Consider the following 20,101-nt stretch of genomic DNA (forward strand, 5'->3'; position numbering starts at 1 on the left):
TATTATGAAAAAGATATATATATCAATGTTTGCATTATCGGCATTGTTCTTTACAGGATGTGCAGATGACTTCTTAGATGTTGATCCAACACAGTCTATACCAACATCAGATGTTGAGTTATACAATTCAGATAGCGGAGCAAAAACTTTTGTTACTTCTATCTACAGTAAATTCCTTGATTGGGATATGAGTTCATTCGGATGGATTGGTTTAGCAAGTATTACTTCTGATGATGCTGACAAAGGATCTTCTCCTGGTGATACTGGAACAGATAAAGACGTTTTAGATGCATTAACATATAATGCTTCAAACCCATCGGCAGAAAGTACTTTTGTTGCTCAGTATGATGGTATTAACAGATGTAATCAAGCTTTAAACATGATTCCTAAATTGGATAAAGCTGATCCTGCGTTAAGAGAAAGATTAATGGGAGAAGCAAAATTCTTAAGAGCTTTCATGTACTTTACACTTGTAAAATGTTATGGAGGTGTACCAATTGTTGATCGTTTGCAAAGCCCAACATCTGAAGAAGATAAAAAAATGTTGCTTACTCGTAAACCAGTTGCTGAAGTTTACGCTTTTATCGAAAAAGATTTAGAAGAAGCAATTGCAGTTTTGCCAAATAGAACTGCTTATGCAGCAGATGAAAAAGCAAGAGCATCAAAAGGAGCAGCTTATGCTTTATTAGCAAAAGTAAGTTTGTACCAAAAGAAATGGCAACAAGTTGTAGACAACTGTAATTTAATTACAGGTTACTCACTTAACCCAAGCTACGCTAAAATGTTCAGATTAGAAGGTGAAAATGATATTGAATCAATTTTTGAAATAAACGGAAACGGTGCTGTACCAACTAAAGGAATTGCAGGTTACTCTAATACACAAGGTGCTCGTGGTGCCGGTGGATGGGGATGGGGATTCAATGTTCCATCACAAAGTTTATTAAATGCTTACGAGGCTGGAGATGTTAGAAAAGACGCTACAATTATCTTTAGAAATACAACTTTATACGATGGAAGAGTTGTGCCAGAAACGGTAGAAAACCCAATGTATAATTTTAAAGCATATTCTTCTGCATATACTGATGCATGGGAAACTGATGCAAATATCAAATATTTAAGATATGGTGAAGTGCTTTTAATGAAAGCTGAAGCATTAAACGAATTAGGTCAAACTTCTGAAGCTATCGGTTTATTAAACCAAATTAGACACAGAGCAGGATTAGGAGATACTCCAGCAACTGCTCAAGCAGCAGTTAGAACTGCAATTTGGAAAGAAAGAAGAGTTGAATTAGCTTTTGAATTTGACAGATTCTTTGATCTAGTTAGAACTGGTCAAGCTGAAAGTGCTTTTGCTGCAGATGGAAAAGTATTTACAGTAGGTAAAAATGAATTATTCCCGATTCCGGCGACATTCATTTTGCAAGCAGATGGATTGTCTCAACAGAATCCAGGTTACAATTAATACCACGATCATATATCACTTCCTTCAGTTTTCTGAGGGAAGTGATTATTTATTAAAATCTTAATTTATTATAATGGTTAGAATTTCAGTTTTATTTTTAGCTTTTACTTTTTTTAGTTGTGGAAAAAATGCCGATAAGTCAAAAGAAAATGTACAGGAAAATACTTCTGGCGTTACTGCATTAACAGATGAACAGCTTTTAGATGCTGTTCAAAAACAAACATTCAAATACTTCTGGGATTATGCAGAACCAAATTCTGGATTAGCCAGAGAGCGTTATCATCCAGACGGAGTTTATCCTGAAAACGATTCAAATATTGTAACAACAGGAGGTTCAGGTTTCGGATTAATGGCGCTTGTTTCAGGAATGTCACAAGGTTATATTACAAAAGACCAAGGAGTAGAAAGACTTAACAAAATTGCCGATTTTTTAGGCAAAGCAGATCGTTTTCACGGAGCATGGTCACATTGGATTGACGGAAATACAGGAAAAGTAAAGCCTTTTGGAACCAAGGATAACGGGGGCGATTTAGTCGAAACTTCATTTTTGGTTGCAGGAATGATTACTGTTCGTGAATATCTTAAAGATGGTTCTGAAAAAGAAAAAGCAGTAGCTCAAAAATTTGATGCGCTTTGGAAAGCTGTGGACTGGCAATGGTATACAAACAATAAAAATGTTTTATACTGGCATTGGTCTCCAAATTATGCTTGGCAGATGAATTTTCCTTTACAAGGATACAATGAATGCCTTATTACCTACGTAATGGCAGCATCTTCGCCAACGCACACAATAGATGCGAAAGCATATCACGAAGGATGGGCGAGAAGCGGAGGAATTGTTTATTCAAAAACAAAATACAATATTCCGCTTATTTTAAAACATAATGGAGCTGAAGAATTTGGAGGGCCATTATTCTGGGCGCATTATTCTTATGTAGGTTTAGATCCTAACCAATTGAGCGATAAATATGCTAACTATTGGGATTTAAATGTAAATCAGACTAAAATTAACTACCAATATTGTGTTGAAAATCCGAAAAAAAATGCGGGTTACGGACCAGAATATTGGGGATTAACAGCATCCTATTCAAGAAATCCTGATGGATCTATCGGATACAATGCGCACATGCCAAGTAATGATCAAGGTGTGATTTCGCCAACAGCCGCCATTAGTTCAATCGTATATACGCCAAAAGAATCAATGACATTTATTCGCAATTTATATGAGAATCATAAAGAGGAAACTTGGGGAGATGCAGGTTTTTACGATGCTTTAAGTTTAGGAAACAAATGGGTGGCAAAACGCTATTTAGCAATTGATCAAGGTCCGGAAGTTGTAATGATCGAAAATTATAGAACAGGATTATTGTGGAAATTGTTTATGAATGCGCCAGAAGTAAAACAAGGTTTAACAAAACTTGGATTTAAATCTGGTAAATACGGAATTTAAGGTTCTATGAAGAATACATTAGCATTTCTACTTCTATTATTTTCAATAGTTGTTTTTGGGCAGAGTGAAACAACTGGGAAAATCAATACAGTTATAATGTCTAAATATGAACTGGGATATGTTTTGCATCGTCCAGCGAATGTTAAAGAAAAAAAGCCATTGATTGTTTTTATTTCGGGCGATGGAGAAAAAGGAACCGATTTGGAAAAAGTAAAAATTAATGGTCCTTTAAAATATTTAAAAACAAACCAATTAGATGCTTATGTTTTGGCTCCGCAATGCAAAGAAGACGAAAATTGGGATATAGAATCGATTTATCAGCTGATTGTGAAAATTCAGAAAGAAAATAAAATTGATTCAGAAAGAATATATGTTACTGGTTTGAGCTCAGGAGGTTGGGCTTCTTGGAATTTGGCTTTTGCACATCCGGATCTATTTGCAGCAAATGTACCTGTCGCTGGTTTTGTAGATTTAATTCAGTTAGAACACGCTTGTGAAATAGCCAATATTCCAACCAGAATTTTTCACGGATTGCAGGACAATGTGGTAAACGTGAATTATGCGATTACAATTTATAATGAATTGAAAAAATGCAATGCCAAAGATGTAAAGCTGACCATTTTTGATGATGCAAATCATGACAGCTGGACAAGAGTTTATGATAACGCGACAATCTACGACTGGATGTTTCAGCAAAGAAAAACGAATACAAATAAATAGAATAGAATGAAATCGCTTTGATTTAAATAAAAAACGAAACAAAGAAAAGCGATTCCATGTTCCGATTAAAAACAAATATTAAATACACATGAAAAACAAATTAGTCTTACTTTTTTTAGGATGTGCTGTTTTGGGTTATGCTCAAAAAAAGACGCCTAAAAATACAGTGAAAATTAAACCAAAGTCTGAATTTGTGGCGGAGTTAATGTCAAAAATGACTTTAGACGAGAAATTGGGTCAGTTAAACTTGCCTACATCTGGTGATATTACCACAGGGCAAGGAAACAGCTCAAATGTGGCAAAAAATATTGCTGAAGGAAAAGTGGGTGGTTTGTTCAACATTAAATCAGTTCAAAAAATTAAAGAAGTACAGAAAATTGCGGTTGAAAAAAGCCGTTTAAAAATTCCGTTGCTTTTTGGTATGGACGTAATTCACGGTTACGAAACAACTTTCCCAATTCCGTTAGGATTATCTTGTACTTGGGATATGGGTTTAATCGAAAGAAGTGCTCAAATTGCTGCTAAAGAAGCTAGTGCAGATGGAATCAACTGGACATTCTCTCCAATGGTTGACGTTTCTCGCGATCCAAGATGGGGAAGAGTTTCTGAAGGTTCAGGAGAAGATCCATATTTAGGAAGCCAAATTGCAAAAGCAATGGTAAATGGTTACCAACAACACGATCTTTCTAAAAATAACTCCATTTTAGCTTGTGTTAAGCACTTCGCATTATACGGAGCTCCAGAAGCTGGACGTGATTATAACACAGTAGATATGAGTCACATTAGAATGTTTAACGATTATTTTCCTCCTTACAAAGCGGCAGTTGATGCTGGTGTAGGTTCTGTAATGGCTTCTTTTAACGAAGTTGACGGAATTCCTGCAACTGGAAACAAATGGTTAATGACAGATGTTTTAAGAAAACAATGGGGTTTTAAAGGATTTGTAGTAACAGATTATACTGGAATTCCTGAAATGATTCCTCACGGAATGGGAGATCTTCAAGATGTTTCAGCTTTAGCTTTAAATGCTGGTGTTGAAATGGATATGGTGGGAGAAGGTTTCTTAACTACTTTGAAAAAATCTTTGGATGAAGGAAGAGTAAAAATCGAAACAATCGATAATGCTGTAAAATTGATTTTAGAAGCAAAATACGATTTAGGATTATTCCAAGATCCATACAAATACTGTGATGAAAAAAGAGCTAAAACGGAAATCTTTACAAACGATAGCAGAAAAGAAGCTCGCTCAATTGCTGCACAATCTTTAGTTTTACTTAAAAATCAAAACCAGCTTTTACCACTTAAAAAATCTGGAACTATTGGTTTAATCGGGCCATTGGCAGATGCTAAAGAAAACATGCCAGGAACTTGGAGTGTGGCTACAAAAATGGAAAATGCTGTTTCTTTATTGAGAGGAATTAAAGATGTTGCTGGAGCAGGAACGCAAGTTTTATATGCAAAAGGAAGCAATTTAGATTACGATGAAACTTTTGAAACTAACGCGACAATGTTTGGAAAAACATTACACCGCGATTCTCGTTCAAAAGAAGAATTATTAGCAGAAGCTTTAAAAGTAGCGGAGCAATCAGATGTAATTGTTGCAGCTTTAGGAGAATCTGCTGAAATGAGCGGTGAATCTAGCAGCCGTACAAACTTGGAAATTCCACAAGCGCAAAAAGATTTATTAAACGCTTTATTGAAAACTGGAAAACCAGTTGTTGTTGTTTTATTCGACGGACGTCCGTTAGTAATTACTGAAGAAGAAAAAACAGTTCCTGCAATCTTAAATGCTTGGTTCGCTGGTACAGAAGCCGGTTATGCTATTGCTGATGTTTTGTTTGGAGATGTAAATCCTTCTGGAAAATTAACTTCAACTTTCCCAAGAAGTGTTGGACAATTGCCAATTTATTACGCACACAAAAATACTGGAAGACCACTTTCTAATACAGAAGGAAAATTCGAAAAATTCAGATCAAATTATATTGATGAAAGAAACGAGCCTTTGTTCCCGTTCGGATTTGGTTTAAGCTACACAACGTTCGATTATTCAAATATCAAAATTTCTTCTGATAAAATGAATCCATCAGGAAAATTGAAAGTAACTGTTGATGTAACAAATACAGGAAATTTTGACGGAAAAGAAACAGTTCAATTATACATTAGAGATTTAGTTGGTTCAGTAACAAGACCAGTGAGAGAATTAAAAGGTTTCCAAAAAATAACACTAAAAAAAGGTGAAAAACAAACAGTAAGTTTTGACATTACTGTTGAAGATTTAAAATTTTACAACTCTGACTTACAATTCGTAGCAGAGCCTGGCCAGTTTGATATTTTCATTGGAGGAAATTCAAACGCCGATAAGAAAGTTAGTTTTGAGTTAACTAAATAGTTGGTTTATTTGATTAGTGAAAAGCCCTTCGTTTGGAGGGCTTTTTTTCTAAAATGAAAAATCTTTTTTAATCTTTTAACTACGTTATTTATGAATACTTTTAAAATATTTAGTGCAATTTGTCTTATTGCTTTTTCGTCTAGTTACGCGCAAAAAAATGCAATTGTAGCACATCGGGGAGCTTGGAAAAAGAACAATTTGCCAGAAAACTCAATTGCAGCGTTAAGACATGCAATTGATTTAAAATTGCCAGGATCAGAATTTGATGTTTGGAGAACAGCAGATGATTCGCTTGTAATCAATCATGATGCGCATTACAACAAACTGCTTATTGAAGAAACTAATTATGCAGATTTAATAAAATTTAAACTTTCTAACGGAGAGAAGCTTCCGACCCTTCATGAATATATTTCAGAAGGAATGAGAAATAATAAACATACGCTTTTGGTTTGTGAAATTAAGACGTCAGAAATCAGTAAAGAAAGAGGACAAGAAACGGGTGTAGCAGCAGTCGAAACCATTAAAAAATTAAAAGCCGATAAAAATACCTGCTACATCAGTTTTGATTATGATATTCTAAAGAAAATCAGATCGATAGATGCTAAAACCTCTTTGCAATATTTGGAAGGAAATAAATCGCCAAAAGAAGTGAAAGCTGATAAAATTAACGGTGTCGATTATCATTATTCTGTTTTTCAAAAACATCCAGAATGGATACAGGAAGCAAAGGATGCCAAAATTATCCTAAATGCTTGGACTGTTAATGACGAGAAAGATATGGATTGGATTATTGAACATAAATTCAACTACATCACTACAAATGAACCCGAACTTTTGAAGGAAAGAAAAGAGATTAAAAAATAGTCTCCAAGCTTAACTATAGAAATCTAACCATGAAGAATATATTTAAACAATTTAAGCCAATTGTATTGCTTTCGATGTTTGTTGGAAGCAGTCTTTCGGCACAAAATTCTGGTAAAACAGAATGGTTTGACCCCAACAGACCAGCAACAACCTATTGTAATCCCATTAATATTGGATACAATTTCACGACTCATAATCATAATGGAATTCCAGAATCACGCCGTTCAAGCGCCGATCCAGTAATTATTACTTATAAAGGCGAATATTATTTATTTGCTACCAATCAAGCAGGTTTTTTCTGGAGTAAAGACATGTCAGATTGGAATTTTGTTTACGGAAGTTTTCAAAGACAACCAGGCGATGACGATCAGTGCGCTCCTGCGGCATGGGTTGTAAATGACACTTTATTTTATGTCGGTTCAACTTGGAAAAGAGATCATCCGATTTGGAAAACGGCAGATCCGAAATCAGGAAGATGGACACGTCACGTAGACAAAGCAATGTTGCCAACTTGGGATCCAGCGATTTTTCAAGATGACGATAAGAAAGTGTATATGTATTACGGTTCAAGTGGAAAATTACCACTTGTTGGAGTAGAAGTAGATTATAATACTTGGCTTCCAAAAGGAAATCAAGCTGATTATGCGACTTTGTACAAAGCAACTGAAGTAGAAGATATCCAGAAACCTTACGGACAAATTAAAGAAGTTGCAATTCTTGATCCGTCAGCTCATGGATGGGAGCGTTTTGGACCAAACAACGATATGGAACCTGCACCTTGGGGAAATTTCATTGAAGGAGCTTGGATGACGAAACATAATGGAAAGTATTATATGCAATATGGAGCGCCAGCAACCGAATTTAAAGGTTATGCAAACGGAGTTCATGTTGGCGATAATCCGTTGGGGCCCTTTACCTACCAAAAGCACAATCCGATGTCTTATAAACCAGGCGGATTTGTAATTGGTGCTGGACATGGAAACACTTTTGCAGATAATTATGGAAATTATTGGAATACAGGTACGTGCAAAATCTCTATAAAGGACCGTTTTGAGCGTCGTATCGATATGTTTCCTGCAGGATTTGACAAAGATGATGTAATGTATTCTATTACAGCTTACGGAGATTTCCCAATCGTATTGCCAACAGCGCAGCGTGATCAGACAAAAGGAGCTTCTTCTGGATGGATGTTGCTGTCGTATAAAAAGCCTGTAAAGGTTTCTTCTTCTGAAGAATGTATGGAAGTGGAAACACACAGAATGGATAATGGCGGAAAGAAAGTCTACGAAAAATTCTGTTACGGACCTGAAAACCTAACAGACGAAAATATTCAGACGTATTGGTCTGCAAAAACAAATGCTCCTGGCGAATGGCTTCAAATGGATTTAGGAAGATCTATGGAAATTAATGCGCTTCAAATCAATTACGCAGATCATAAAGCAACGCAGTTTAACAAAGCGATGGATATTTATTATCAATATAAAATCTTTATGTCTGATGATGCTCAAAATTGGACTTTGGTTGTAGATAAATCTAAAAATGATAAAGATGCACCTCACGATTATGTAGAGCTTTCAAAATCGATTAAAGCGCGTTATATTAAAATGGAAAACATTCATAATGCATCAGGTTTATTTGCAATTTCAGATTTCAGAGTTTTTGGAAACGGATTAGCAGCAAAACCAAAAGCAGTTGGTTCTTTTAAAGTAGACAGAAACAAAGCCGATTCTAGAAACGCTATGATTTCGTGGAAAAAGCAGGCTGATGCAATTGGTTATAATATTTATTACGGAATCGAACCAGATAAATTGTATAACAGCATTATGGTTTATGGTGATAATACCTATGATTTTAGAGGTTTGGATAAAGGAACGAAATATTATTTCACAATCGAGCCTTTTAATGAAAACGGAATCGGAACAAAAAATAAGATTATTGAAGTAAAGTAATCTTTATTTATAAAATCTCTAAAAGCTCTAATTGCAAATTGAAGAATTTGTAATTGGAGCTTTTTTTTGAGAAAAGGTTAAGCAAAAGACCTTAGAACTGTCAATAATTTTGTTCCTTTGTGAATGTGCCAAAAGCACTATAAACTCCAAAATTACTATCAAAACTATGAAAAAAACAATTCTTTTAACTGCATTAGTTTTAAGCGGATTGACATCTTTTGCACAGACAAATGATGAAAAAAACATTAAATTATTCTATAAAAAAGCTCTAACCGAGTCAAAATGCTACACTTGGTTAGAATATTTGTCTAACGATATCGGAGCCCGTTTATCGGGATCTAAAGGCGCAGAATTAGCTATAGATTATACTAAAAGACAATTAGAAAGCTTAGGACTTGACAAAGTTTATTTACAAGAAGTTATGGTTCCTCACTGGGTTAGAGGCGAAAAAGAAACAGCTTACATTCTTGACGGAAAAGTAAAAACGAATGTGCCAATTTGTGCATTAGGTGGTTCTGTTGCAACAGCAAAAACAGGTCTTACTGCAGAAATTATCGAAGTTCAAGGAATTAAAGAATTAGCTGAGTTAGGAGCAGATAAGGTAAAAGGAAAAATTGTTTTCTATAACAGACCAATGAATCCTGAAAACATTGAAACTTTTACTTCTTACGGAGCATGCGTTGACCAAAGATATGCAGGAGCAAAAGAAGCGGCAAAATTAGGAGCAGTTGGAACAATTGTTCGTTCCATGAATTTGCGTTTAGACGATTTTCCTCATACAGGAGCTCAAAGTTATGGAGATTTGCCAAAAGAGCAATATATTCCAACAGCTGCAATTAGTACGAATGGTGCAGAATTGTTGAGCAAAACTTTAAAAAGAAATCCAGCTTTGAAATTCTATTTTAAACAATCTTGTGAAACTTTACCAGATGCATTATCTTATAATGTAATTGGAGAATTGACAGGAACTGTATCTCCAGACAACATTATGGTTGTTGGTGGACATTTAGATTCTTGGGATTTAGCAGACGGATCTCACGATGATGGAGCAGGAGTAGTGCAAAGTATGGAGGTGATCAGAATATTGAAAAACTTAAACTATAAGCCAAAAAATACGATTCGTGTGGTTTTGTTTATGAACGAAGAGAATGGTGGAAAAGGTGGCGCTAAATATGAGGAAGTTTCAAAACAAAAGAAAGAAAATCATATTTTTGCTTTAGAAAGTGATTCAGGAGGATTTTCTCCAAGAGGATTTTCAATTGAAGCTGACGATGCTAACTTGAAAAAGATACAAGCTTACAAAGACCTTTTTGAACCCTATTTAGTTCATAGTTTTACAATTGGTCACGCAGGTTCAGATATTAGCCATTTGACTTCTCAGGCTATAGTAAAAGCAGGTTTAAAACCAGATTCTCAACGTTATTTCGATTACCACCACGCAGCAAACGATAAATTTGATGCTATCAATAAAAGAGAATTAGAACTTGGTGCAGCTACAATGACTACATTAATGTATTTATTAGACCAAAACGGAATCGAGACTAAAAAAGCAAATTAAAATTTATTTTGAAACTGTTTTTAAAATTTGCAGCGATTTTATTTGTAACAATAGGATTTGGCCAAAATAAATCGGAAGATAGTTCGGGCAAATTGTATATAAGTGAAAAGAAGTATTCGTTGCTGTTTCCGTACAACTGGCATCTTCAAAAATCAGATTCGCTACAAAAAAAATTTATGCTTTTAAGCGAGAAAAGCTCAGATGCCGATAATTTTATTGAAAATATAAGCTTATTAATCTCTGATCTTGGATATTCGAAAGTTAAGCCAAAATTTGTAAAAAATATAATAGATAAAAAATTCGGAGTAAGCAGCGAGATTATTTCTAATCGTAAAGTTTTAAAAAATGGTATTCAAGGGCAAGAAATTGTTTATAGACAATTAATGAGTAATGGAAGTCTTGCAATTATTCTTCAATATTACTTTATTAAAGGAAGAGATTTATATATACTCAGTTTTTGCAGTAAAAGTGATGAATATTTATCTTACATGCCAATTTTTCAAAATATCTATGAAAATTTTGATATCAGGTAAAATTTAATCTTATAAAAAAGCAGTAATCAATTTGATGGTTACTGCTTTTTTTTGATTATTTAAAAGAGAAATTAGATCATGATTTCATCACAACCAAATAGTAGAAAAAGAGAATTGGAATATTAGAAAGTAAGATTAGAAGTTTCACCGCAATATCTCTTCGATGTTCTGGAAGATGAATAAAGCGATCTGTCAAATGCAGAAACATAATTGCATTCACAATTATCGCCCCTAAAGCGAATGGCCAGGCAATAATCAGGATCATGGGATTTCCGTTTGAAATAATATAAAGAATAAACAGAATGGTACTAATTATAAATGTTCCTACAGCTAATTCTGTAGATTGTTTTTCTTCTGAAGGATTATAAATTGTTTTCATGATTTTTTAAATTTTAAAAGTTTGCTGAATAGTTTGAATGGGTATAAAAAGCATTTTTGAAAAATCCAGATAATGAAAAGTATATGCTTTTTTTCCTCTTTTATATTGTTTAATGAAGTAGTTTATTCGTTTTGGGTAAAAAAACGTTCCCGTTGCTATTACCATAAACAAATACAAGCTTTTCTTTCCGTTTCCAAGTAGATAATACTGCATTCCAATTTCTTCATAAACAGAAACTCCAGTATTGGTTAGAACATGAATAATGTCATGATCTTCGAGTTTCTCCTGAATATCAAAGTGATTTCTATAAAGAAAATTTCCTAACCCCAATCCTAAACTTTCTTTTGGATAATCAAGCAAAAGGTTTTTATCGATGTTCCAAGGTTCATTCTTTTTGAAATATTTTTGATAAGGTTTTTTAGAAGATTCATACAGTTTTTCAATCAAATAATCTCTCATAAATTTGGTTTTTAAAAGTTCTTTGAAATTCAAAGTAAAATGATAAATAAAAAACTAGAAACAATAAAGGAATCTAGTTCTTTAAAATATTAGTAAGTATCTATTACCGTTTTTAAAATAGTAGAATCGGCAATATCAGAAGGGGCAACAACTTTTTCTTCTAACGGAATATCATTGCCATAACGTTCTTTTAGTATTTTCTGAACTCTTGGATCTTTCAAATTAAAATCTTTCAATTCTTTAAGTTTAGATAACTCAATTCCAGCCGCATTTTTATAAATCTTCCAGATCAATTCAGAACAATAAATTCTGTTGTCTGTCCATTCAAAATAAGCGTCGTATTCTTTGCCATCAAATTGCTGACTGTAATCTTTCATTTTTTGTAAAACTTCAGGTTTTAAAACGCTGTCATCTTTCAATCGTTTCACTACATATTTACTGTCTCTTCCATGTTTTATCCAATCTTCAAGAGGAGTTAGTTTTACAGGCTGAACGGCTTCAAAAACAAACCATTTTCCGTTGATGTCATAAATAATTCCGCAATGAGAAAACTTCGAATTAGTTGCAATACGAACTGCTTCGCACTGTTTAGATTCGGAAGTCTGAAAAATAAGATCTCCATCTTTAAACTTGCTTGCAGTTGCTTTTTCTTCTTTATTTCCTGTAAACGGATTGTTAGGAAAAACTTTTATAGCCACAAATAAAGCGCATCCAAAACTTAAGATGAAAGTAATAATGGGAAACAGATATTTTCTACTTTTCATAAGGTATGATTTAAAGTACTTTGAGTTACAAAGTAAATAATAAAAAAAATAGCTGCCAAATAAAATGACAGCTATTTTATAAATATATTTTACGAATTTTTAGATTCTAAAAATACCTCCAACAGCAATAATGCGTTGGAAATAAGTAAAGTGCTGAGAAGCTTTGTCTTCAGGGCTTGTTGTAGTTTTAATATCTTGCATGTTGATATAACCACCTTTTAATTCTCCTTGAATGTAAAAATGTTTAAAAAACGTAACGTTTAAACCAGCTTTTGCAGAAACACCATAACCTGAAACGTGAAAATCATCATGGCGTTCTTTACCTAAAAGCGTAGTGTTTGTTTTAGGATATAAAACTCCAGCACCCAAACCTTCAGTTAAATTAATCTGAACTTTATCAATATTTGGCAATCCAAACCATTTTGAAATATCATCAAATCTAGCCACCTCAGTATGAACGTAGTTCAAACCATCGGTATGCTCATACATTAAGAAAGCAGGACCACCTACCTGAACTTCACCTTTATCATAGCCACCTTCCTTAGCGCCACCTTGAGACATGTCTACTGGTCTGTTATTGTATTCGCCATTGTAAATTGAAGCTGGGTCGTCTGCAGGTAAATTAATATTTCCGTTTACGTTTGCAATTTGATTTTGAGTCATTACATATTTCATGTGGTCTACACCAATTGAAACACTGTAATGGTCGCTAAAAAAATATCCGAATCTCAAATTAGTTTGAGGAATTGTCATATTAGCAGGATTGATATAATCAACATGCCATCCTTTTGGTTTATCATGAGCCGCCATATTCTCAACTGTAAAGTTGTAATCTTTACCTCTGAAGTTTACATCAGATTTTGAGTAGCTTTCTCTATTGCCACCCCACATCACAAAGAATTTTCCTTTGTTGTGAGCAGCATATTTTTGTACAGGTATTTCTTCCTGAGCAAATGTGTTTAAAGAAACACAAGCCAGTAAGAAAAATAAAAATTTTGTTTTCAAAGAACTTGGTATTATAAATTTAAAATGCGTTAACTGTTTTTCTGATCGCAACTAGCTTGTTCATTAAACCTTCAAAATAGTCTAAGTGAAGCATATTAGCACCATCACTCTTTGCATTAGCAGGATCAAAATGCGTTTCGATAAAAATACCGTCAACACCAACTGCGATACCCGCTTTCGCTACTGTTTCAATCATGTCAGGTCTTCCTCCTGTAACACCAGCAGTTTGGTTTGGCTGTTGTAAAGAATGTGTTACATCTAGAACTGTAGAAGCATATTGCTGCATAGTAGGAATACCTCTAAAATCAACAATCATGTCTTGGTAACCAAACATAGTACCACGATCTGTAACCATAACGTTTTCATTATTACAGTCTAATACTTTTTGTACCGCGTGTTTCATGCTTTCTGGACTCATAAACTGTCCTTTTTTCAGGTTTACTGTTTTACCAGTATTAGCGGCAGCGACAACAAGATCAGTTTGACGAACTAAGAAAGCTGGAATCTGCAATACATCTACGTATTGCGCAGCCATATCAGCATCTTCATTTGTGTGAATATCTGTTACAGTTGGAACATGAAAAGTTTCAGAAACTTTTCTTAAGATTTTTAATGCTTTTTCGTCTCCAATTCCAGAAAAACTGTCAATTCTAGAACGGTTTGCTTTTTTGAAAGATCCTTTAAATACATAAGGAATCTGAAGTTTGTCAGTAATACCAACTAATTTTTCAGCAATGCGCAACGCCATTTCTTCTCCTTCGATAGCACAAGGCCCCGATAATAAAAAGAAGTTCCCGCTGTCAGTATGCTTAATTTGAGGAATATGTTGTATGTTCATAAAATTATTTTTTTGCACTGCAAAGGTAGTTATGATTTATGAGTTTCGGATGAAGAATTAAGATTATTTTAAGAACTAGAATAGCTGATTAGGAGCTAGTAGGACTGGCATATTTCTAAAATTTCTTAAAATGGATTAAATACTTTTTCTTAGGCAATATTAAAGCATAAAAGGAAATTAATAAATGACATTTATCATGTTCTAAAGTTTTGCAGTTATTTTTTAGAACTTATGTTTTTGGAGTTATTGATTACACGAAAATTGATTGTCAAATATGGAATCGGAATTATTAAGAGAAGAATGAGAAGTAGCTATTCCTGCTATCCGCTACAATCTTTTTCTCCAAATCCTTTTTTTCCTAGATCATTGCAGGAGCTTCCTTTGGTCGCTCTGCAACGATCAGAAAAAAATAGGCTTTCTCAAAAAAGGATTTCCGCTCCTATCAGGGCTAGGAGTTTAGTGGAATTACGATAATTTTTAGGTTAATTTTTATCAAGACAAAATTCGGGTCAATCCATTTTAAAGTAAGGTTCTAAAATAGTTTTTGATAAGAAATTTTCAAGTTCAGTTTTGTCAGTATATCGTTTTGGAATAATTATACCAGCTTCTTCTTCAGGAGATTGAGGATTAGCATTTATAACAAAATAATAAAGTTTTTCATTTTGTAAAACTCTTTGTACATCTCGATAATATTTCTTATTTGCTCCGAATATTATTTTTTCAGAATCAAAAGTCACTCTAACAACTTCATTTTTATAGGCATTTTGTGCAAACTCCCGATTAACGTGAATATTATTTTTAGTGAGCCAAACATTATAAATTTTTATTCCAAGCAGAATCAAGATTGTTATTAAAGTAACAAATAGCAAATAATATAAAACAAGACCAAAAAAGATTGAGCAAATTCCAAGAAATAGAATTGCAATTATTGCTTTTTTTAGAGATATACTTTTGGTTTTTGCTGTAAGATTTTTTAATGAAGTAATATCCTCCGTTAAAATCTTTATTTCGTAATTTATTTCATCCATCAAAATTAATTTTGTTTCAACCTCAATCCCACAGGAACCATCAAAATCCCTTTTTCATAAATATTTAAATACAGCTTAACAGGCTTTTTTTGTCCATCCCATTTCAATTCGTAAACATTTAAAAATCCAGCGCCCATATTGCTTCTTTTAGTAGGGAATGGGCAACAGGTTTCTAATCGATGAAACGTTATTTTTTCTCCATTTGGACCAGCTAAAGCGTTTAAAAAACGAACTTCGTTTAATGTTTCATTGTTAGTGTTTTGAAAAAATATATTAACAGGATAATCCGGATCGTAGCCGTATTTTTTGTCTTTAGCAAACTGTGTTATCGAAAAAGTATTGTCTTTTTTCAAAATTAAATCTGGCGCATTGTCGTCGACATTTTTTAAAGTTGATTTTGAGCTCACGCAAGAAGAAGCACTAATCAATATAATAAGTAAAAGAGCTATTTTTTTCATGGTTAAGGTTATTGCAAAAGTTAAACGGCTTGCTGTTCTTTTTTTGGATTTAGTTTTAAAACACCAAGTACAATCAGATATTGTGCCAGAAGATAAGTCAGCATTATAAAAAAAGAACTTTTAGGAATTGGTGCATAAAATTTATTTACAGCCAAAATACTGTCTGAAATTACAAAGAAAAGAGCGCCGATAAAAACGAACTGATTACCTGGTTTTTCCCAAACCAAAAAGCCATTGAAGGCAAATAAAAGCATAATTGAAATTACAGATGCATAAATAGAAACAGGAATTTCAAGATCGCCCAAATAAGGCATTAAAGTAGCAACCATTCCGATTAAGTAAATTGCAATTAGAATACTGCCAAATATAAAAATTGTTTTGTTTTGCCTTTTTCTGATTCTTTTCTGTTTATTAAAAAGAATGCAATAGACAATATGTGCGGTAAGGAAACACACTAATCCTAAAATAAAATAAATTTCTCCTAGATCTGTAAAAAGCAAAATGACATCTCCAAGCCATGAAAGTGCAAGTGCGGCAAGTAAAATATTTTGAGTTGGAAATTTTCTATAGAAATAAGCGCCAAACCCAATAATGGGCATTAAGATAGGTTTAAGAAATAGGTCAAAACGCTCATAGCCAGAAAGTAGTATAATGAGATAAATTATACTAAATGCTACGTAAATTTTAAAAAAAGAAGAGTTTCTCATAATAGGGGTTATGAATTGATATATTGGTTTTGGTTGGTTTTAAAATCAAAATGGACAAAATAAAGTGCCGCTAAAAATGATACGATCAGATAGGTAAAAATAATATAATTACTGATTGGTATAACATGATTTAAACCAAACCAATCGCCATAATAACCAATAATACAAATTACAATCCCTAATCGGATACCTTCCCAGACGGGAGCCAATCTATTTTTGTCCATTAACTCTGTGTAACTATATATGGTTACAAAAATAAAAAAGCCATAGATAAAAATATTTGGAAGGCCAATTTTGGCAATATTGTCAAATAGATAACTTACAAATGGTAATGTTATTAAAACTTGTGCAACAGACCAATATATTAATTTTTTAGAATTTTGTGTACCATATTTTTCAAAAGCAAAAACATTTTCGATTTTGTTTACGGGATATTTTTCTTCAAAATTCTCAGGACGCCAGCCTGTTGGCTTAAACCAAATAGTCAATTTTTCATTCCATTTTGGAGTGCGCCACGCATCTTGGATTAGCAAACTTAAATGCTGGAAATTTATTTTAATTGGATTCCAAGTGTTTGCTGGTCTTGTGATTCCGAAAATGGGTGGTACATCATCTAATTCTTCTTGAAAGGTGCCAAAAAGTTTGTCCCAGAAAATAAAAATCTGCGAATGATTTTTATCTAAATATTCAGGATTAATAGCATGATGAACACGATGATGGGAAGGAGTGACTAATATATGTTCAATAAATCCCATTTTCTTGATGTGTTTGGTATGGTACCAAAACTGTAAAAACAAATGTATAGGCAGTGTAATAGCGATTACAGAGGCAGGAACGCCCAATAATGCGGCCGGAATTAATAAAAAGGTAAAAAGGTTTATTAAACTCGCAATGGGCTGTCGAAGCGCGCAGGCAAGATTAAACTCTTCACTGCTGTGGTGTATGGCATGTTTGTTCCAAAGAAAATTAATTTGATGTGCTAAACGGTGACTCCAATAGCCATAAAAATCAATAACGAAAAAAGCGATACAGTAGGAGAGAACATTGGCTTCTAAATGCTGCAACGCAATTTTAGAAACCAGCCATTCATAAGAAAGAAAAGTTACGCTTAATCCTAGGACATCTTTTACAGAATTGGTTATTCCAGAACTTATGCTAGATACGCTGTCTATTAATGGAGCAGTGTCGTTTTTTTTATAAATGCCATAAATTTTTTCAATAATAATTAAGGCTAAAAAAACCGGCATTGCAATAATCAATATCTTTCCATATTCTTCCATAAAAACATTGTATTTCGTTCAAATATAGAATAAAATAGAATGCTTTTTAAATTATTGATAAAATAAACTGTAATAGATTGGTATTTTGATTTAAAATAAATAAATCATAGAAAGGGAGCTTCTAGTGGAAAACAAAAATAGGTGAAAAGTAAAAAACGCATTCTATTCAATTCTTAAGTTAAATAGAATAGAATGCGTTTTTAAATTATGAATTCAATTACACAATTTCGGCGCTAAGACCAGCTTCCAAAAGTTGTGTACATTGAGGTTTAAGTTTTTCTATCGGACCTGTTTTCACAGTGCATTTGCCGTTGTAATGTACAATCAAAGAACATTGCTCGGCTTGTTCGGCAGTATGGTCACAAACACGCATAAGAGTATCGATTACGTGATCAAAAGTGTTTACATCATCATTATAAACAATGATCTCGTTATTAAAAGCAATGGCTTCTTTTTCGCGAACTCTTTCTCTTACTTTTTCTTTAGTACTCATAGTTTTATGTTTTTGTACTGAATTGATTATCAGTAATCTAATTTACGTATTTTAAAGATACCCAGTTGTTTCTTTGAAGCTTTTTAACATAAGTTAAGCCTTTTTCAACGCAAGAAGCATCAATAAACGGAATGTCTTCTTCATAAAAACCGCTAAAAAGAATGATACCTTGTGGGTTTAGCGCATCAACATACGCCTGCATATCATTCAATAAAATATTTCGGTTGATATTGGCAATAATCAAATCGTATTTTTTGCCTGCCAATAAAGCGGCATCGCCTTCATAAACGCTGATGTGCTTGCAATTATTGCGTTCTGCATTTTCAATAGAATTTAGATAACACCAATTGTCAATGTCGATAGCGTCGATTGGTTCTGCGCCTTTCATTTCGGCCAAAATAGCTAAAATCGCAGTTCCGCAACCCATGTCGAGAGTTTTTAAACCTTTCACATCCATTTCGAGCAAATGCTGAATCATCATGTGAGTCGTTTCGTGATGTCCTGTTCCGAAACTCATTTTAGGTTCGATTACAATGTCAAACTCAGCATCAGTTTTTTCGTGAAAAGGAGCGCGTACGTGGCATTTTCCATCAACATCAATTGGTTCAAAGTTTTTTTCCCATTCTTCGTTCCAATTTACCTGATCGATTTCTTCAATTGTATATTCAATTTTAAATTCTTCCGATTGTAAAATATAAATATCATCCAGAATATTCTCATCCCATAAATCTTTCTTCACAAAAGCCGAAATTCCATTTTCTGTTTCTGTAAAACTTTCAAACGCTTTTTCGCCCAATTCAGCAACTAAAATTTCTGATCCAAGTTCTTTGGGCTCAATTGTAAAATGATATCCTAAATATATATTCGACATAAATAAAAATTTTTGCAAAGTTACTTCTTATAATAGAAATTCCAATTTAAAAATTCCAAATTCCAAAAACGAAAAAACCATTCGCACAGCGAATGGTTTTTTGTAAAATCTAAAATCTAAAATTAGATAGCTGTAACAATAGCTAAGAAATCATCTGCTTTTAAAGCAGCGCCTCCAATTAAACCACCGTCTACGTCTGGTTTAGAGAAAATTTCTTTAGCGTTTTCTGGTTTTACAGAACCACCGTATAAAATAGAAACTTCATCAGCGATTTCAGCTCCAAAAGCTTTGCGGATAGTTTCTCTAATAAATTCATGCATTTCTTGCGCTTGTTCTGGCGAAGCAGTTTCTCCTGTTCCAATAGCCCAAACTGGCTCATACGCTAAAACAATTTTAGACCAAGATTCTTTTGCAATGTGGAAAACGCCGTCACGCAATTGATTTTCAACAATGTTGAAGTGATTTCCAGATTGACGATCTTTTAGTTCTTCTCCGAAACAGAAAATAACTGTCATGTCATGTTTTAAAGCAGTATCCACTTTGTTTGCGATTAAAGCATCTGTTTCGTGAAAAATAGCTCTACGCTCAGAGTGACCTAAAATTACAGTGTTAACACCAATGCTTGTCAACATATCTGCAGAAATTTCTCCTGTAAAAGCTCCACCTTCAGCTTGGTGAACGTTTTGAGCAGAAACTCCGATAGTTGTATTTTTTAATTTTGTTGCTGCCGCTTGCAAGTTTACAAAAGTTGGCGCTACAATTACTTGTGCATTTGTTTTTGCTGGAATTTTAGCGATTAACTCGTTTAATAATTCTTCAGTTTGTGCTGCGTTTTTATGCATTTTCCAGTTTCCTGCAACAATCGATTTTCTCATTTTGGTAGTTTTATATTAT

General features: G+C 33.5%; 20 protein-coding genes. 8 read left to right on the top strand and 12 right to left on the bottom strand.

The annotated features are described in order from the left end of the window. The first annotated feature begins 4 nt into the window (after positions 1-4). The 8 genes from ABTV69_RS13790 (at position 5) to ABTV69_RS13825 (ending at position 10,925) form a co-directional block, all read left to right on the top strand. A complete protein-coding gene (locus ABTV69_RS13790; RefSeq protein ID WP_433829669.1) occupies positions 5-1,462 on the top strand; it encodes a RagB/SusD family nutrient uptake outer membrane protein in 1,458 nt (485 codons plus the stop codon). Between the two features lie 73 nt (positions 1,463-1,535). Beyond that, on the top strand, positions 1,536-2,912 hold the full coding sequence (locus ABTV69_RS13795; protein ID WP_433829671.1) for a glucoamylase family protein: 1,377 nt from the start codon (positions 1,536-1,538) through the stop codon (positions 2,910-2,912). Positions 2,913-2,918: 6 nt separating this feature from the next. Beyond that, on the top strand, positions 2,919-3,632 hold the full coding sequence (locus ABTV69_RS13800; RefSeq protein ID WP_433829673.1) for a prolyl oligopeptidase family serine peptidase: 714 nt from the start codon (positions 2,919-2,921) through the stop codon (positions 3,630-3,632). Positions 3,633-3,720: 88 nt separating this feature from the next. Further along, a complete protein-coding gene (gene bglX, locus ABTV69_RS13805; protein ID WP_433829675.1) occupies positions 3,721-6,021 on the top strand; it encodes a beta-glucosidase BglX in 2,301 nt (766 codons plus the stop codon). A 90-nt stretch (positions 6,022-6,111) separates the two neighbouring features. Further along, positions 6,112-6,885, top strand: coding sequence for a glycerophosphodiester phosphodiesterase family protein (locus tag ABTV69_RS13810; protein ID WP_433829677.1), 774 nt, complete (start codon positions 6,112-6,114; stop codon positions 6,883-6,885). A 29-nt stretch (positions 6,886-6,914) separates the two neighbouring features. Continuing rightward, on the top strand, positions 6,915-8,834 hold the full coding sequence (locus ABTV69_RS13815; protein ID WP_433829679.1) for a discoidin domain-containing protein: 1,920 nt from the start codon (positions 6,915-6,917) through the stop codon (positions 8,832-8,834). A 166-nt stretch (positions 8,835-9,000) separates the two neighbouring features. Further along, positions 9,001-10,392 (top strand): M20/M25/M40 family metallo-hydrolase, encoded by a 1,392-nt coding sequence (locus ABTV69_RS13820; protein ID WP_433829681.1) that lies wholly within the window; start codon positions 9,001-9,003, stop codon positions 10,390-10,392. Positions 10,393-10,400: 8 nt separating this feature from the next. Further along, entirely contained in the window at positions 10,401-10,925 is a 525-nt protein-coding gene (locus ABTV69_RS13825; RefSeq protein WP_433829683.1) for a PsbP-related protein, read from the top strand. Between the two features lie 76 nt (positions 10,926-11,001). On the opposite strand, the gene ABTV69_RS13830 is transcribed toward ABTV69_RS13825, so the two are convergent. The 12 genes from ABTV69_RS13830 to tpiA all read right to left on the bottom strand — a co-directional run bounded on the left by ABTV69_RS13830 (position 11,002) and on the right by tpiA (position 20,082). Beyond that, entirely contained in the window at positions 11,002-11,304 is a 303-nt protein-coding gene (locus ABTV69_RS13830; RefSeq protein WP_433829685.1) for a hypothetical protein, read from the bottom strand. 6 nt (positions 11,305-11,310) lie between these two features. After that, complete coding sequence (locus ABTV69_RS13835) at positions 11,311-11,763, bottom strand: hypothetical protein (RefSeq protein WP_433829687.1); 453 nt, start codon at positions 11,761-11,763, stop codon at positions 11,311-11,313. An 89-nt stretch (positions 11,764-11,852) separates the two neighbouring features. Beyond that, positions 11,853-12,527, bottom strand: a complete 675-nt coding sequence (locus ABTV69_RS13840; protein ID WP_433829689.1) for a YiiX family permuted papain-like enzyme — start codon at positions 12,525-12,527, stop codon at positions 11,853-11,855. Positions 12,528-12,626: 99 nt separating this feature from the next. Then, entirely contained in the window at positions 12,627-13,532 is a 906-nt protein-coding gene (locus ABTV69_RS13845; protein WP_433829691.1) for a hypothetical protein, read from the bottom strand. A gap of 19 nt (positions 13,533-13,551) precedes the next feature. Then, positions 13,552-14,370: a 3-deoxy-8-phosphooctulonate synthase gene (gene kdsA, locus ABTV69_RS13850; protein ID WP_111283693.1), complete on the bottom strand. Its 819-nt coding sequence runs from the start codon at positions 14,368-14,370 to the stop codon at positions 13,552-13,554. A gap of 509 nt (positions 14,371-14,879) precedes the next feature. Further along, entirely contained in the window at positions 14,880-15,398 is a 519-nt protein-coding gene (locus tag ABTV69_RS13855) for a hypothetical protein (protein WP_433829693.1), read from the bottom strand. Between the two features lie 5 nt (positions 15,399-15,403). Further along, the gene (locus tag ABTV69_RS13860; RefSeq protein ID WP_433829695.1) at positions 15,404-15,856 is read right to left on the bottom strand and encodes a 2-dehydro-3-deoxyphosphooctonate aldolase; all 453 of its coding nucleotides are present in this window, start codon (positions 15,854-15,856) and stop codon (positions 15,404-15,406) included. Positions 15,857-15,876: 20 nt separating this feature from the next. Further along, positions 15,877-16,563 (bottom strand): lysoplasmalogenase, encoded by a 687-nt coding sequence (locus ABTV69_RS13865; RefSeq protein WP_433829697.1) that lies wholly within the window; start codon positions 16,561-16,563, stop codon positions 15,877-15,879. 8 nt (positions 16,564-16,571) lie between these two features. Continuing rightward, positions 16,572-17,843 carry a sterol desaturase family protein gene (locus ABTV69_RS13870; RefSeq protein WP_433829699.1) on the bottom strand — a complete coding sequence of 424 codons (1,272 nt, stop codon included), beginning with the start codon at positions 17,841-17,843 and terminating at the stop codon, positions 16,572-16,574. Between the two features lie 217 nt (positions 17,844-18,060). Continuing rightward, positions 18,061-18,336, bottom strand: a complete 276-nt coding sequence (locus ABTV69_RS13875) for an ATP-dependent Clp protease adaptor ClpS (protein WP_095927736.1) — start codon at positions 18,334-18,336, stop codon at positions 18,061-18,063. 37 nt (positions 18,337-18,373) lie between these two features. Beyond that, a complete protein-coding gene (prmA, locus tag ABTV69_RS13880; protein WP_433829701.1) occupies positions 18,374-19,207 on the bottom strand; it encodes a 50S ribosomal protein L11 methyltransferase in 834 nt (277 codons plus the stop codon). A gap of 122 nt (positions 19,208-19,329) precedes the next feature. Further along, the gene (gene tpiA, locus ABTV69_RS13885; protein ID WP_290969465.1) at positions 19,330-20,082 is read right to left on the bottom strand and encodes a triose-phosphate isomerase; all 753 of its coding nucleotides are present in this window, start codon (positions 20,080-20,082) and stop codon (positions 19,330-19,332) included. Between the last annotated feature and the right edge of the window lie 19 nt (positions 20,083-20,101).

It is taken from the genome of Flavobacterium anhuiense (genome assembly GCF_050990855.1).
In the GTDB taxonomy this organism is placed as follows: Bacteria; Bacteroidota; Bacteroidia; order Flavobacteriales; family Flavobacteriaceae; genus Flavobacterium; species Flavobacterium anhuiense_C.

What these genes read in the sequence shown, in the direction of transcription:
- ABTV69_RS13790 (WP_433829669.1), top strand. Translation starts at nt 5, where the DNA reads ATGAAAAAGATATATATATCAATGTTTGCATTATCGGCATTGTTCTTT.
- ABTV69_RS13795 (WP_433829671.1), top strand. Translation starts at nt 1,536, where the DNA reads ATGGTTAGAATTTCAGTTTTATTTTTAGCTTTTACTTTTTTTAGTTGT.
- ABTV69_RS13800 (WP_433829673.1), top strand. Translation starts at nt 2,919, where the DNA reads ATGAAGAATACATTAGCATTTCTACTTCTATTATTTTCAATAGTTGTT.
- bglX (WP_433829675.1), top strand. Translation starts at nt 3,721, where the DNA reads ATGAAAAACAAATTAGTCTTACTTTTTTTAGGATGTGCTGTTTTGGGT.
- ABTV69_RS13810 (WP_433829677.1), top strand. Translation starts at nt 6,112, where the DNA reads ATGAATACTTTTAAAATATTTAGTGCAATTTGTCTTATTGCTTTTTCG.
- ABTV69_RS13815 (WP_433829679.1), top strand. Translation starts at nt 6,915, where the DNA reads ATGAAGAATATATTTAAACAATTTAAGCCAATTGTATTGCTTTCGATG.
- ABTV69_RS13820 (WP_433829681.1), top strand. Translation starts at nt 9,001, where the DNA reads ATGAAAAAAACAATTCTTTTAACTGCATTAGTTTTAAGCGGATTGACA.
- ABTV69_RS13830 (WP_433829685.1), bottom strand. Translation starts at nt 11,304, where the DNA reads ATGAAAACAATTTATAATCCTTCAGAAGAAAAACAATCTACAGAATTA.
- ABTV69_RS13835 (WP_433829687.1), bottom strand. Translation starts at nt 11,763, where the DNA reads ATGAGAGATTATTTGATTGAAAAACTGTATGAATCTTCTAAAAAACCT.
- ABTV69_RS13840 (WP_433829689.1), bottom strand. Translation starts at nt 12,527, where the DNA reads ATGAAAAGTAGAAAATATCTGTTTCCCATTATTACTTTCATCTTAAGT.
- kdsA (WP_111283693.1), bottom strand. Translation starts at nt 14,370, where the DNA reads ATGAACATACAACATATTCCTCAAATTAAGCATACTGACAGCGGGAAC.
- ABTV69_RS13855 (WP_433829693.1), bottom strand. Translation starts at nt 15,398, where the DNA reads ATGGATGAAATAAATTACGAAATAAAGATTTTAACGGAGGATATTACT.
- ABTV69_RS13860 (WP_433829695.1), bottom strand. Translation starts at nt 15,856, where the DNA reads ATGAAAAAAATAGCTCTTTTACTTATTATATTGATTAGTGCTTCTTCT.
- ABTV69_RS13865 (WP_433829697.1), bottom strand. Translation starts at nt 16,563, where the DNA reads ATGAGAAACTCTTCTTTTTTTAAAATTTACGTAGCATTTAGTATAATT.
- ABTV69_RS13870 (WP_433829699.1), bottom strand. Translation starts at nt 17,843, where the DNA reads ATGGAAGAATATGGAAAGATATTGATTATTGCAATGCCGGTTTTTTTA.
- ABTV69_RS13875 (WP_095927736.1), bottom strand. Translation starts at nt 18,336, where the DNA reads ATGAGTACTAAAGAAAAAGTAAGAGAAAGAGTTCGCGAAAAAGAAGCC.
- prmA (WP_433829701.1), bottom strand. Translation starts at nt 19,207, where the DNA reads ATGTCGAATATATATTTAGGATATCATTTTACAATTGAGCCCAAAGAA.
- tpiA (WP_290969465.1), bottom strand. Translation starts at nt 20,082, where the DNA reads ATGAGAAAATCGATTGTTGCAGGAAACTGGAAAATGCATAAAAACGCA.